Raw genomic sequence first — 12,894 nt, 5'->3', positions numbered from 1 at the left:
ATTTATTGCAATACCTTCCTTAGGTCCGTTATTGTCTTAAGCAAGTAAAGTGAAGCTTATGCACGCGACGACCTATATATATTGCGTCGCCTTCCGCAACTTCGTCGTTCTCGGCAACTTCGTTGTTCTCCGACAACTCGTCACCCTCCGCGAATGCGGGGGGCCCATGAATTATTATCAGGCTTTGCTATTCCTGGACCCTCCGCATTCGCGGAGGGTGACGAGTTGTTGGAGGGTGACGAGTTGTTGGAAGCTGCTAGCGGAGATTGGAGCTGCAGCAGGGCGAATTTGGTTTGCTACGTCACCTGTCACTACCATTGATTTGGGCTAAAAACGTAGTTCCGGTTATTTCTTTTTCCGCTTTTTTATACTTTCTGAATAATCAAATATGGGTATTTCTATATGAAAGAAAATCGCCAATAACCGCGCAGTAAAAATACTGATTAGAGTAATAATGATATTCAGGTTATGAGGAAACTGAAAATGAGCAAGAGTAATAAACAATACCGCACCAGCGAGAGCAATTACCGCATACAGTTCTTTTCTTAGTACTAATGGAATGTCATTACAAAGAATATCTCGCAACATTCCTCCACAAATACCCGTCAACATCCCACTGATTACTGCTACGCTGGGTGGCATTCCGTGAGAAAGGACTTTTTGCGTTCCAATGATAACGAAAGCGGATAGACCAAGGGCATCAAGAATTAAAAATACTTTCATTATTCTGACGAGGGAATGAGCAATAAATATGGTCAGAAATGCACATATTGAGGTATATAATAAATATTCTGGATGAGCGACCCAAGTGGTAGGGTAGGTATTAAATAACGCATCTCTTACTGTGCCGCCACCTAAAGCGGTAATACAAGCTATAAGCATCACACCAAAAAAGTCCATTTTTTTTCGTCCGGCAGCTAATGCACCAGTTATAGCTTCTACACAAATGCCCAAGAGGAACAGGTAATGAAGTAGCATAGGATTCACTGTTATTAAAAAAAACAATGATAACACTATTAAAACAAATGGCGAAATACTGTACTTCAACTAGAATTATACATAAAGAGAATTATTTTCTACACGGAGCACATTGATGGAACCCGATACTCAAATTGAAGCACCAGTGACTCACTCAACACCTGGTGAAACCATACCCGAGAACATTATTAATCTTGAGCGGAATTTAAGGGGGCTGCGTGCAGAAATTGATGTAAAAATCCATAATTTTTCTGCTTATGAGGGCGAGAATCGAGTCGCCTATTTAACCAGCCTGGACGCCATTGCAAAAGAACTGGACAGTGCTTTAGAGGGTTTAGACACTCTTGTTAGCCTGGTGAGTATTCAAAGCCATGAGGAACAACAAGCATTTTATCAAAGTGAAACCATGCAGAAATTTTATGGGATAGTAACTGAGCAATTAGATGAAATGTCGCAATTAAGGAAGAAGCTCTAATTCTTCAGGTGTGTTAACTATTTATCATCTTTTCATTTAGATGGCGAGACAGACCAATTCAGGACTTACGAAAAACGCCCAAACACTTTGTTAATCCAATCTTTCCTTGACTATAGAGTTTTTCATAAGTTCTTTTGTTCGTTCATATAAGATTTTTTATGTCGATTTTTGATACTGAACAGTAAAAACAGGCTTTTCAGAATCCATCTGCGCAATCTGATAAGTGTTGATGCCTTTTCGATAACGACGAGCCAGAAAACGAACATTAATAAGGACTGTAGTAGCCAGTACCATTATAATAATGCCTGGGGAACTGGGCATATGAGTTGTTCTCGCCAGATAATCAGCCAATAGAGGTGGTAATCCAGCTGCCAGACTCGCTGCAACTGAATAGACAATAGAAAGAGCCGTGCAACGTATTTGCAAGGGGAACAACTCAGTTAAGAGTACTGTCGATACACTGTAATAACATGCACAGGGAATGGAAATAATTAATTGCATTAAAAAGAAGTACCCTGTATTGCCATAATTGATTATATGCATAAAAGGGTAGGTCATAATAAGTAATCCACTGCTGGCAAAAATCAACATTTTTAATCGGTCGTGTTTATCTGATAACCAACCAAATAGTGGAATAAGCATTGTGACACACAGTAAAGAGAGAATGTTGGACATCATGATCAGGTTGCGCGGTATATGGGCATACTGAATGGCGTGCAACGGAATATACAAATAGAAGAAAAATCCTGTTGTAACGGATAAAAACACAGAAAAAAATGCAAAATAAAACATAAAGGGGTATTTTTTTACAAAATCCAGTGATTGTTTATAGATATCGCGTGTTGAGGGTTTTTTTCTGTTTGCATAATAAATAATGTAGGCCAGGCTTTCCGGCATTTTTGCTCGGATATAGAAACCAATCAGGGTCGTTATTAATGCAAATAAAAAGGGGATTCGCCATAGATTATTGAATTCCGGATTGGTTTTTGAAAAGTAATGAAAAAGCTCTGCAACCAGGCAGGCTACTAAATATCCAGCCTTTACTCCAACTGATGACCAGCACCCTCTAAAACCTCGTTGACTGGTATCTCCACTTTCAACCAGTAACGAAGATGAATTTAAAAACTCAGAGCCAAGCGCCATGCTCTGAATTATTCTAAAGGCTAATAAACAACCGGCAGCAAGTATGCCAATCTTATCATAAGCGGGTATTATGCCTATTAGGGAGGTGGATACACCCATGATTACAATTGAAGCCATAAGGACATTTTTTCGACCATATAAGTCAGAGAGTAGCCCCAGGAAAAATGCACCTATTGGTTTTGCCAGATATGCGATAAAAATAAGGGATAGCATTACTGTTGGTTTCCCTCGGGTATCGCCTAACAGGTTACGGGATAGTTCTGCTGATAAAAAATAACAGATGGACATATCGTAAGCTTCTACAACATTTCCCATCAGTCCGCCTAATATTACTTTATTTTGATGTTTCATAATGAACCTGTAGCGGTAAATTCTGCGCAGACACAGCGTCGCAATAGTTAAATAGAGGATTAAGCATATTCGAACAGTATTGACCAATTTTATAAAAGTCATCGTGCTGACTAGTGAACAGTTCCTGGGTGTGAGGGCATGATTTACGGCTTGCCAAAGAATAGATCACGTAATCGTTATCTATTTTAGCCGCCATTGATAACCCCAGCGGGAAAGCGTGTTTAATCTGCTTGAGGTAATAAAGCTCGTCATAACGCTCTGGATTGTATAAATTTTGCCAGAAAGCCTGCCCTCCCAATTTAAACCATTGAGGATTGTAGGTTTGATCAAATTGCCATAGGGAGCTGCTGAATAAATTAAATTCCATCGAGGGGGTGGATGATAAAGACACCAGTTCATTATGTTCATTGATGCGTGTTAAGGCAATATGATGAATTTCATGTATCCCCAATACATCCCTGAATACGTTTGAAAGTTTACTTTTAAAAGCAAATAGAACTTCCAGATGCTGTGGGTGCAGCATCAGTTTACGGCTATTTTCCATGAATACTTCTCTACGTTCCATGCGGATGGCTAAAATGCTTCACTGAAGCTAAAGCCAGGTCAATAATTTTTTTTGACTGCTCTTCGTTGGCGTTGATCAAACTGACGTCGTTAATCAATTCCATCAAAAAATCAGGCACTTCATGTTCCATTAAATCGCCATTATATAGACATGCTGCTCTTGTGAAAATATAGTGAAGCAAATTCCTGCTGATTGTTAATTTATCTTTCGATAAGCTGGAGTCATTATGAGCATCTCCAAACAAGAGCCAGCCAGGGGAAACGTGTAGTTTCGCGGCTATTTCAACAAGTTTCACTGGCTCTGGTATGGCTTCTCCACGCAGATATTTTCGACAAATTTGAACGGAGTAACCGGTGATTTCAGCTAATTTGTGTATGCATACTCCAGATGTTGAGCGTTGTGAATTAAATCCGGCTGCAATCATTGCATCACGTAAGCGGTAAGCAAACTGTTTTGTTAAGTTAACTTTTTCCATGGGGAGGCAATGTTCCTGATCTCTTTATGCTGAGTAGAGTGTAACAAAGGGTAATAAAACCTGCAAATAGAGAAATATATGGAAACTTTGAGTTTCGTTTCGAAATTAATTGTTGACAAAGGAAATCAAATGATTATAATGACCGACGAAACGCATGGAAACAGTTTCAATAGTCCAAACATGGAAGCACGTGATACCGGATGGAACCGGTATCACACCAACGTCCAATTTTGATGGAACAGTGGTATAACCATAGCGGTTAACCTCGCAAACTAATGGCTTGAATGGCTCCCTTCCATTCAGGCCTTTCTATTTTTTGACAGGAAGTTTGAGTTCATTTATCAATCGAATTAAATTATCTGAGAGCGGAACCTTCACTTGTTTATGGCGACTCCCTTCCCCTCGGATTAATTTGCAATGAGACTTGGGTAATTTGAATAGCTTCGCTACAAATTTTATAAGTTCCTTATTCGCTTCACCATCTTGTGGTTTGGCATGTAGTGCTATATGCAAGGCATCATCGGTAATGGCCTGCAACGCTGATTGTTTTGCATTGGGTTTGGCATAGATTGATAGAGCCACATAATCATTTTCTATTTTAAACCACATCGATTATTCTGCCTGTTATCTGAATGTTAATCTGTGTTACTTATTAGTATAACGAAATCACTTAGAAGTAGTTTGAAGTTGTAGATAAAATGATTTGCTTTATAATACATCTTTATTATATAATTCAAACCTATTTGAATACAGGTCGAATTCTAGGCACGTAGCTCAGTGGTAGAGCACCACCTTGACATGGTGGTGGTCGGTGGTTCGATCCCACTCGTGCCTACCAAGTAACTCGAAAGATACAGTAGAATCTACTTAAAGAGCATCTGCTGCACTGAATATTAAAGTTTTAACCCTGCTCTGCAGGGTTTTTTTTTGAAGTGATGTGCTTGACGGACGGAATGACGGACAGAACTATGCCAAACATTAAATTGCCTGATGGAAGTGTGAAACATTTTGAAGCCCCTTTGACTATTTACGATGTAGCACACAATATTAGTCCCGGATTAGCGAAGGCTGCGCTGGCCGGTCGTGTTGATGGCCGTTTGGTTGATACCAGCTATCTGATTCAGGACGACTGTTCTTTGGTTATAATCACCGAAAAACAGGATGAAAGCCTGGAAGTCATAAGACATTCTACAGCACATTTATTGGCTCAGGCCGTTAAGGCATTATTCCCAAAAGCTCAAGTGACTATAGGCCCTGTAATTGAAGATGGGTTTTATTACGATTTTGCCTTTGAGCGACCTTTTACGCCGGAAGATCTTGAGTTAATTGAAGCAAAAATGCAGGAGTTGGCGAAAGCAAATTATCCTGTTACTCGCAGAGAACTACCTCGTGACGAAGCAATCCAGTATTTTAAAAATATAGGCGAGGATTATAAAGCCAAAATTATTGCGGATATTCCCGCAGGTGAAGTGCTTTCATTATACCGACAAGGTGATTTTGAAGATCTGTGTCGTGGCCCACATGTTCCATCTACAGGATTTTTAAAAGCGTTTAAACTGACCAAATTGGCTGGTGCTTACTGGCGCGGTGATTCCAATAATGAAATGCTGCAGCGTATTTATGGCACAGCCTGGGCTGATAAAAAATCATTAGCTGAATATTTGTTTCGCCTGGAAGAAGCCGAAAAGCGTGATCATCGTAAATTGGGAAAAGCACTCGGATTATTTCATTTTCAAGATATTGCCCCTGGCATGGTTTTCTGGCATCCCAACGGCTGGATTATTTATCAGGAGTTAGAACGCTATATGCGTATGCGTTTGGCTGATTTTGGATATCAGGAAATTAAAACGCCTCAGTTAGTAGATAAAGTATTATGGGAAAAATCGGGTCACTGGGAAAATTTCAGAGATGAGATGTTTGTCACTGAGACAGAAAATCGTCATTATGCCGTAAAACCGATGAATTGCCCCTGTCATGTTCAAGTATATAATCAAGGTCTGAAAAGCTATAGAGATTTGCCCTTAAGGCTCTCTGAGTTCGGTAATTGTCATCGATGTGAACCCTCCGGTTCGTTACATGGATTGATGCGAGTACGGAATATGGTGCAGGATGATGCACATATATTTTGTACAGAAGATCAAATTCAATCTGAAGTTGCGATGATGTTGGAGTTGGTTCAATCTGTATATACAGATTTTGGTTTTAAAGAAATTAAATACCGCCTTGCTTTACGTCCCGAAAAACGTGTCGGTTCTGATGATGTATGGGATAAAGCGGAGAATGCATTAAAACAAGCTATGCAGGGTAGAGGTATTGAATGGATGGATGCTCCAGGTGAAGGTGCATTTTATGGTCCAAAAATTGAGTGTTCTTTATCTGATTGTCTGGGTAGAATTTGGCAATGTGGTACAATTCAGGTAGATTTTTCTATGCCTGCTCGTTTGGAAGCAAGTTATATTGCTGAAGATGGCAGCAAACAGACGCCTGTCATGTTGCATCGTGCGATTTTAGGTTCCTTTGAGCGGTTTATGGGAATTTTAATAGAACACTATGCTGGAAAATTGCCACTTTGGTTATCTCCAGTACAGGCGGTAGTGCTTACAATAAGTGAAAAACAGAACGCATATGCGGAAAAAGTCACACGAATTTTACAAAAAAGTGGTGTTCGGGCACATTTAGACTTGAGAAATGAGAAAATTGGCTTTAAAATCCGCGAACATACTTTACAAAAAGTGCCTTATTTACTAGTTATAGGCGATAAAGAGGTTGAAAAAGGTCTGGTAGCCGTTCGTTCACGTGAAGGTGTGGACTTGGGCGTGATGACAATAGATACAATTTGTGATACCTTGACGCAAGAAATTGTCCGTAAAGGATCTCTGTAAATAACGAACTGGAGGAATAAACCATTAGTGCACCAACTAAGCGTGAAAGTGATCGCGCACGAATTAATGAACAGATCAATGTACCTGAGGTACGCTTAATTGATGTCGATGGTAACCAGGCAGGAATTGTATCAACACGCGAAGCCCTTCGGGCTGCGGAAGAAGGTGGACTGGATTTGGTGGAGATATCTCCAACAGCCAAGCCTCCTGTATGTCGCATTATGGATTATGGTAAATTTCTTTTTGAACTGAGCAAAAAACAAGCTGAAGCAAAGAAAAAGCAAAAGCAAATTCAGGTCAAAGAGTTGAAATTCCGTCCTACGACGGAAGATGGAGATTATCAGGTCAAGCTACGCAACCTGATCCGTTTCCTGAATCATGGTGATAAGGTCAAAATCACGCTTCGATTTCGTGGTCGTGAAATGGCTCATCAAGAACTCGGTATGAAAATTCTGGAGCGCATCCAGCTGGATACAGCTGATGTAGCAGTTGTAGAACAACATGCAAAACGCGAAGGAAGACAATTACTGATGGTTTTATCACCCAAAAAAACTAAGTAACAAATGCGGAGTATATTGTTATGCCGAAGTTAAAGTCACATCGCGGAGCATGTAAACGCTTCCGCAAGACAGCAAGTGGTGCGATTAAACGTCGCGGCGCTTACAGGAATCATATCCTCACCAAGAAGTCTACTAAGCAAAAACGCCATTTACGCGTAGGTGCCAGTACTTTGAAGCCATGCGATGCGCGTTTGGCAGAGCGTATGTTGCACGGTAGTTAAGGGGAGATTGAGATATGCCAAGAGTAAAACGTGGTGTGACCGCTAAAGCGCGTCACAAGAAAATATTAGATCAAGCAAAAGGTTATTACGGCGCACGAAGCCGGACCTATCGCGTAGCAAAGCAGGCTGTAATCAAAGCCGGCCAATATGCTTATCGTGATAGACGTCAGAAAAAACGACAGTTCCGTGCTTTATGGATAGTTCGTATTAATGCACAGGCTCGTGAGTGTGGTTTGTCATACAGCCGTTTGATTGATGGTTTGAAAAAAGCTTCAATTGAACTGGATAGAAAAATATTAGCTGATATGGCAATTCATGACAAAGTAGCTTTTGCTGCCGTTGCTGAACAAGCTAAAGCTGCATTAGCAGGCTAAGCAGTCTTTTTCTATCGATGCAATGAGAATGTACTAATAAAATTATTTAGGAGGCTGCGGCCTCCTTTTTACTTGTGGGTATAAAAATGCAGGATATCATCACCATACAAGAACAAGCCTCTGAAGCAATTAACCAGGCGTCTGACATTGCCGCACTTGAGTTAATTAGGGTCGATTTTTTGGGAAAAAAAGGTAAACTGACTGATATTTTAAAAGGCCTCGCGAATTTATCCGCTGAAGAAAAACCCAAAATGGGTCAATTGGTTAATCAGGCAAAGCGTGAAATCAGTATGTTGATTGAAACGAAAATGCTTGAATTAAAAGAAAAACAATTGCTGGAAAAATTATCTGCAGAACAAATTGACGTAACACTTCCAGGTCGTAATCGAGAATCGGGTTCGTTACATCCAGTTACTCAGGTAAAACATATAATTAATGAATTTTTTAGCCGTCTGGGCTTTGATATAGTTGATGGTCCTGAAATTGAAACAGAATTTTATAATTTTGAAGCTTTGAATATTCCTGGTCACCATCCAGCGCGTGCAATGCACGATACCTTTTATTTTGGTGATGGCAGACTTCTAAGAACACATACTTCTCCGGTACAAATTCGTACTATGGAGCAACGTAAACCACCTTTTCGCTTAATCGCTCCAGGTCGAGTATATCGATGTGATTCTGACGTGACTCATACACCCATGTTTCATCAGGTTGAAGGTTTATTAATTGATAAACAGGCTACTCTGGCTGGTTTGAAGGGGTTGCTTCATGATTTTTTTGCTCATTTTTTTGGGCGCGAATTGGCTCTTAGATTCCGGCCATCCTACTTTCCGTTTACCGAACCCTCTGCCGAAGTAGATATTGAATGTACTCAATGCAGTGGAAAAGGGTGTCGATCCTGCAAATTTACCGGATGGTTAGAAGTTCTAGGCTGTGGCATGGTTCATCCTAATGTTCTCAAAGCAGTAAATATTTCTCCTGATGAGTATCAGGGATGGGCATTTGGTATGGGGATGGACAGGCTGGCCATGTTGTATTATGGAATAGATGATTTGCGCATGATGTTTGAAAATGATTTAACATTTTTAAATCAATTTTAATCATTTAATACCGGTCATTTCTCTCTCTTACTATGAGGTCGCTGCGGATTATATCTTACAATCCTGAATTGTAGTCCGTATGGGACGTAAGGCATGGGCATGAGAGGCTACAATTGAATTATGGGGACTATAGATGAAATTAAGTAAGTTATGGTTACGTGAATGGGTTAACTTCTCATTAACAGAACAAGAGTTAGCCGATCAATTGACTATGGCTGGTTTGGAAGTAGATGCAGTTAACCCTGTTGCAGGTGAATTTTCTCATGTGGTTGTTGCAGAAGTTATCAGTACGAAACCTCATCCTGATGCGGATAAATTGACTTTATGTGAGGTCAATGTAGCTGCTGATAAACCATTAAAAATTGTTTGTGGTGCAGCGAATGTCAGAGCCGGGTTAAAAGTTGCATTGGCGATGATTGGTGCCAAATTACCAGGTGGTCTCCAAATCAAGGAGTCCAAACTACGAGGAGAGTTATCTCAGGGAATGCTATGCTCCGTTACTGAGTTAGGCCTTGCAGAACATTCTGAAGGCATTATGGAGTTAGAGGAGGATGCCCCTGTAGGTATGGATTTACGTGAGTATCTCACCCTTGATGATCATGTGTTTGATGTGGATTTAACACCTAATCGAGCTGATTGCTTTAGTGTTCTGGGTATAGCTCGGGAAGTTGCGGTATTAAATAAACTACCTTTGATAGAACAACCCGTTGCGACGATTACTCCAACTATAGATGATGTACTAGGGATTCATTTAACCAATTCCGAGGCATGTTCCAGATATTGTGGTCGAATCATACGAAACATCGATACTCAGGCCAAAACGCCTTTATGGATGAGTGAGCGCTTACGTCGGGGTGGAATCAGAATACTTCATCCAGTAGTTGATGTCATGAACTACGTCATGCTCGAACTAGGGCAACCTATGCATGCATTTGATCTGACTAAAATTAATGGTGAAATTAATGTCCGTTTTAGTAATGATTCGGAGCAATTAAAATTATTGGACGGTCAGGATGTCTGCTTGACCGACAAGGTTCTGGTGATAGCGGATAAGGAAAAGCCTCTGGCTATGGCAGGTATCATGGGCGGTGCTGATAGTGCGGTTCAAGCACATACAACGGATGTGTTTCTGGAAAGTGCCTTCTTTAATCCGGTTACCATTGCCGGTGTTGCCAGAAAATATGGTTTATTCAGTGATTCATCTCAACGATATGAGCGAGGAGTTGATCCTTATCTGCAATTGAAAGCCCTCGAACGAGCAACTTCGTTAATTTTATCTATTGCAGGTGGAACAGCGGGACCAATTATTGAATCCTGTGATACGACGCATTTACCGAAACGAATCCAATTTACTTTTGATACTACAAAAGTGAAGCAGCTGACCGGATTGACCATATCGCTACAGGAAATGAGAAGTTTACTGGAGGGATTAGGTATCGTTATTACTCATGAAGCCAATACAAAATTTGATGTTACTGTTCCTTCACATCGATTTGATATACAGCAAGATGTTGATTTGGTTGAAGAAATCATTCGTTTATATGGCTATGACAATTTAAAAGCTGAACCGATGAATACTGTAGTACAGGCAGGTTCTACCAGTTCTAATGAACGAATTGCTGCCCAATTGTCACACTGGTTCAGAGGCAAAGGATACCATGAGACCATCAGCTATAGTTTTGTGGATCCAGAGATTCAGGAAGCTCTTTATCCTCAGAAAGAGTTTATGCAGTTACTCAATCCAATTTCATCAGAATTATCGCAGATGAGAGTTGGGATGTGGCCAGGATTAATTGCTTCAATGATTTATAATGTCCACAGACAACAAAACGCGATTAAGTTTTTTGAAATAGGGGTCGTGTTTGATGTTGAGAAACAGAATTTAACAGAGCGTTCCTGTATTGCCGGTTTATTGATGGGGGAACAGGGTGGTCTGAATTGGAATGAAACCAAGCGATGTTTTGATTTTTATGATTTGAAAGGTGATCTGGAGTCGCTATTTTCATTATTAAAATTAAATAATGCGGCGTTTATCCCTGCAGTTAATGATGCTTTGCACCCAGGTCAATCAGCACAAATCACAATAGATGGCCAGCATGCAGGATGGATTGGGGTATTACATCCACGATTGACAGATGCCTTAGATATTTTTCAAGATGTCTTATTATTTGAATTAAATTTGGATGTATTGAAGAATCCAGTTTCGCCATTGTATAAGACGATTTCAAAATACCCACAAATAAGAAGAGATCTGTCCTTTTTGGTTGATGATAAGATAAATGCAATGCAGATTGAACATGCTGTCAGATCAGCAATAAAAGAAGATTGGTTAAAATCTTTTGATGTCTTTGATGTTTATGTAGGTAAAGGAGTTCCAGAGGGAAAGAAAAGTCTTGCTGTTGCAATGACCTTACAGGATGATACAAGAACATTAGTTGATTCTGAGATCAATTTATTAATTGATGCTATAATCAAAACACTGGAAAATGAATTTTCAATCATATTGAGGGACTAATCATGAACGCACTAAGCAAAGCAATAATGGCTGAATCCTTGTGTGATGATTTAAAGCTTTCTAAACCTGTAGCCAAGGAAATGGTAGAAAATTTTTTTGAAGAACTACGTCATGCTCTTGAGCATGGTCAGCATGTGAAATTATCCGGATTCGGTAATTTTACGTTAAGAGACAAGCCTCAAAGACCAGGTAGAAACCCAAAGACCGGGGAAGAGATTCCGGTGGTTGCCCGAAGAGTGGTAACATTTAAACCCGGTTTGAAATTAAAAACAAAGATAGAAGCAATAGGAAAGTAAATCCTTGACTTATTATACCAAGCACATAATGATATGTACCAATCAAAAGGCTGCAGGCAAACAATGCTGCGCCAATAGTGGTGGCGAAGAATATTTTGACTATCTGAAGTCACGCTTGCTGGAACTGGACATGCATGGCCCCGGAAAGTATCGTGTGAGCAAGTCTGGTTGTCTTGGGCGTTGCAGTTCTGGTCCTTGCATAGTGATTTATCCTGAAGGTGTGTGGTATTCTTATGCTTCTTTTGCGGATATTGATCAAATCATTGAAAGCCATTTAATTGCGGGAGAAACCGCAGAACAGCTTTTAATTGATAAGTAAGTTATTTATTTTGGATGTAGAACAGTTGTAGTTAAATCACAGGAATTATTTCACATATTCATGTGAAATTTGATGTTTTTATATGGATTTAAGTAATTGTTAATAAATTTTTATCCTTTTTACTTGTAGGATGTTTCTGTTTTGGTTAAAATCGCCCGTCCATGATAGAAAGATTACCAATTTAGGCGGTTCGGAGTTTATTTAATGAAGACAATTAGTGCCAAAGGCCATGAAGTCAAACGTGACTGGTTAGTGGTCGATGCCAGCAATAAGGTTTTGGGTCGCTTAGCTACTGAGATTGCCCGTCGTTTGCGTGGCAAACATAAAGCTGAGTATACACCCCATGTTGATACTGGTGACTACATCATTGTTACTAACGCGGAGAAAGTCACAGTGACTGGCCGTAAATTTAAAGACAAGATGTATCATCGTCACACTGGTTTTCCTGGTGGTATCAAATCGGTTACTTTCGAAAAAATGCAGGCAAACAATCCTGTAAAAATTATCGAGCTTGCTGTAAAAGGCATGTTACCAAAAAATCCATTGGGTAGAGAGATGTATCGCAAACTGAAAGTATATGTTGGTAGCGAGCATCCGCATACTGCACAGCAACCCAAGCAACTTGAGATTGAGGAATAAG

At 40.0% G+C, this 12,894-nt stretch carries 15 protein-coding genes and 1 tRNA gene; 11 read left to right on the top strand and 5 right to left on the bottom strand.

From position 1 onward, the window contains the following. Positions 1-345: 345 nt before the first annotated feature. On the bottom strand, positions 346-978 hold the full coding sequence (locus tag Lqua_RS03155; RefSeq protein ID WP_058472833.1) for a trimeric intracellular cation channel family protein: 633 nt from the start codon (positions 976-978) through the stop codon (positions 346-348). A gap of 115 nt (positions 979-1,093) precedes the next feature. Here Lqua_RS03155 and Lqua_RS03150 point away from each other — a divergent pair, with 115 nt between their 5' ends. After that, positions 1,094-1,453 carry a hypothetical protein gene (locus tag Lqua_RS03150; RefSeq protein WP_058472832.1) on the top strand — a complete coding sequence of 120 codons (360 nt, stop codon included), beginning with the start codon at positions 1,094-1,096 and terminating at the stop codon, positions 1,451-1,453. Positions 1,454-1,609: 156 nt separating this feature from the next. On the opposite strand, the gene Lqua_RS03145 is transcribed toward Lqua_RS03150, so the two are convergent. The 4 genes from Lqua_RS03145 to Lqua_RS03130 form a co-directional block, all read right to left on the bottom strand. After that, positions 1,610-2,947: an MFS transporter gene (locus Lqua_RS03145; protein ID WP_058472831.1), complete on the bottom strand. Its 1,338-nt coding sequence runs from the start codon at positions 2,945-2,947 to the stop codon at positions 1,610-1,612. Continuing rightward, positions 2,931-3,491, bottom strand: a complete 561-nt coding sequence (locus Lqua_RS03140) for a hypothetical protein (protein WP_058472830.1) — start codon at positions 3,489-3,491, stop codon at positions 2,931-2,933. Before Lqua_RS03140 ends, Lqua_RS03145 begins: the two co-directional genes overlap by 17 nt. A gap of 10 nt (positions 3,492-3,501) precedes the next feature. Beyond that, on the bottom strand, positions 3,502-3,987 hold the full coding sequence (locus Lqua_RS03135; RefSeq protein ID WP_058472829.1) for a helix-turn-helix domain-containing protein: 486 nt from the start codon (positions 3,985-3,987) through the stop codon (positions 3,502-3,504). A gap of 309 nt (positions 3,988-4,296) precedes the next feature. Continuing rightward, entirely contained in the window at positions 4,297-4,596 is a 300-nt protein-coding gene (locus tag Lqua_RS03130) for a DUF167 domain-containing protein (protein ID WP_058472828.1), read from the bottom strand. Between the two features lie 154 nt (positions 4,597-4,750). Between Lqua_RS03130 and Lqua_RS03125 the strand changes: the two genes are divergently transcribed. The 10 genes from Lqua_RS03125 to rplM all read left to right on the top strand — a co-directional run bounded on the left by Lqua_RS03125 (position 4,751) and on the right by rplM (position 12,893). Then, positions 4,751-4,825 (top strand) — tRNA-Val (locus Lqua_RS03125). Between the two features lie 130 nt (positions 4,826-4,955). Beyond that, positions 4,956-6,869, top strand: a complete 1,914-nt coding sequence (gene thrS / locus Lqua_RS03120; protein WP_058472827.1) for a threonine--tRNA ligase — start codon at positions 4,956-4,958, stop codon at positions 6,867-6,869. 23 nt (positions 6,870-6,892) lie between these two features. Beyond that, positions 6,893-7,429 (top strand): translation initiation factor IF-3, encoded by a 537-nt coding sequence (infC, locus tag Lqua_RS03115; protein WP_058472826.1) that lies wholly within the window; start codon positions 6,893-6,895, stop codon positions 7,427-7,429. Positions 7,430-7,449: 20 nt separating this feature from the next. Next, positions 7,450-7,650: a 50S ribosomal protein L35 gene (gene rpmI / locus Lqua_RS17810; RefSeq protein ID WP_083501239.1), complete on the top strand. Its 201-nt coding sequence runs from the start codon at positions 7,450-7,452 to the stop codon at positions 7,648-7,650. A 14-nt stretch (positions 7,651-7,664) separates the two neighbouring features. Then, entirely contained in the window at positions 7,665-8,024 is a 360-nt protein-coding gene (rplT, locus tag Lqua_RS03110; protein ID WP_058472825.1) for a 50S ribosomal protein L20, read from the top strand. Positions 8,025-8,110: 86 nt separating this feature from the next. Further along, a complete protein-coding gene (pheS, locus tag Lqua_RS03105) occupies positions 8,111-9,124 on the top strand; it encodes a phenylalanine--tRNA ligase subunit alpha (protein WP_058472824.1) in 1,014 nt (337 codons plus the stop codon). A 133-nt stretch (positions 9,125-9,257) separates the two neighbouring features. Then, on the top strand, positions 9,258-11,639 hold the full coding sequence (pheT, locus tag Lqua_RS03100; protein ID WP_058472823.1) for a phenylalanine--tRNA ligase subunit beta: 2,382 nt from the start codon (positions 9,258-9,260) through the stop codon (positions 11,637-11,639). A gap of 2 nt (positions 11,640-11,641) precedes the next feature. After that, positions 11,642-11,935 carry an integration host factor subunit alpha gene (locus Lqua_RS03095; protein ID WP_058472822.1) on the top strand — a complete coding sequence of 98 codons (294 nt, stop codon included), beginning with the start codon at positions 11,642-11,644 and terminating at the stop codon, positions 11,933-11,935. Between the two features lie 4 nt (positions 11,936-11,939). Then, positions 11,940-12,254: a (2Fe-2S) ferredoxin domain-containing protein gene (locus tag Lqua_RS03090; RefSeq protein WP_058472821.1), complete on the top strand. Its 315-nt coding sequence runs from the start codon at positions 11,940-11,942 to the stop codon at positions 12,252-12,254. Positions 12,255-12,458: 204 nt separating this feature from the next. Then, positions 12,459-12,893 carry a 50S ribosomal protein L13 gene (rplM, locus tag Lqua_RS03085; protein WP_058472820.1) on the top strand — a complete coding sequence of 145 codons (435 nt, stop codon included), beginning with the start codon at positions 12,459-12,461 and terminating at the stop codon, positions 12,891-12,893. The last annotated feature ends 1 nt before the right edge of the window (position 12,894 follow it).

The organism is Legionella quateirensis, from assembly GCF_001467955.1.
In the GTDB taxonomy this organism is placed as follows: Bacteria; Pseudomonadota; Gammaproteobacteria; order Legionellales; family Legionellaceae; genus Legionella; species Legionella quateirensis.
The sequence above is the reverse complement of the archived record's forward strand: the minus strand, read 5'-3'. Positions and strand labels throughout refer to the sequence as shown.

Coding starts and splice junctions, on each gene's coding strand:
- Lqua_RS03155 (WP_058472833.1), bottom strand. CDS start 978: ATGCTACTTCATTACCTGTTCCTCTTGGGCATTTGTGTAGAAGCTATA.
- Lqua_RS03150 (WP_058472832.1), top strand. CDS start 1,094: ATGGAACCCGATACTCAAATTGAAGCACCAGTGACTCACTCAACACCT.
- Lqua_RS03145 (WP_058472831.1), bottom strand. CDS start 2,947: ATGAAACATCAAAATAAAGTAATATTAGGCGGACTGATGGGAAATGTT.
- Lqua_RS03140 (WP_058472830.1), bottom strand. CDS start 3,491: ATGGAAAATAGCCGTAAACTGATGCTGCACCCACAGCATCTGGAAGTT.
- Lqua_RS03135 (WP_058472829.1), bottom strand. CDS start 3,987: ATGGAAAAAGTTAACTTAACAAAACAGTTTGCTTACCGCTTACGTGAT.
- Lqua_RS03130 (WP_058472828.1), bottom strand. CDS start 4,596: ATGTGGTTTAAAATAGAAAATGATTATGTGGCTCTATCAATCTATGCC.
- thrS (WP_058472827.1), top strand. CDS start 4,956: ATGCCAAACATTAAATTGCCTGATGGAAGTGTGAAACATTTTGAAGCC.
- rpmI (WP_083501239.1), top strand. CDS start 7,450: ATGCCGAAGTTAAAGTCACATCGCGGAGCATGTAAACGCTTCCGCAAG.
- rplT (WP_058472825.1), top strand. CDS start 7,665: ATGCCAAGAGTAAAACGTGGTGTGACCGCTAAAGCGCGTCACAAGAAA.
- pheS (WP_058472824.1), top strand. CDS start 8,111: ATGCAGGATATCATCACCATACAAGAACAAGCCTCTGAAGCAATTAAC.
- pheT (WP_058472823.1), top strand. CDS start 9,258: ATGAAATTAAGTAAGTTATGGTTACGTGAATGGGTTAACTTCTCATTA.
- Lqua_RS03095 (WP_058472822.1), top strand. CDS start 11,642: ATGAACGCACTAAGCAAAGCAATAATGGCTGAATCCTTGTGTGATGAT.
- rplM (WP_058472820.1), top strand. CDS start 12,459: ATGAAGACAATTAGTGCCAAAGGCCATGAAGTCAAACGTGACTGGTTA.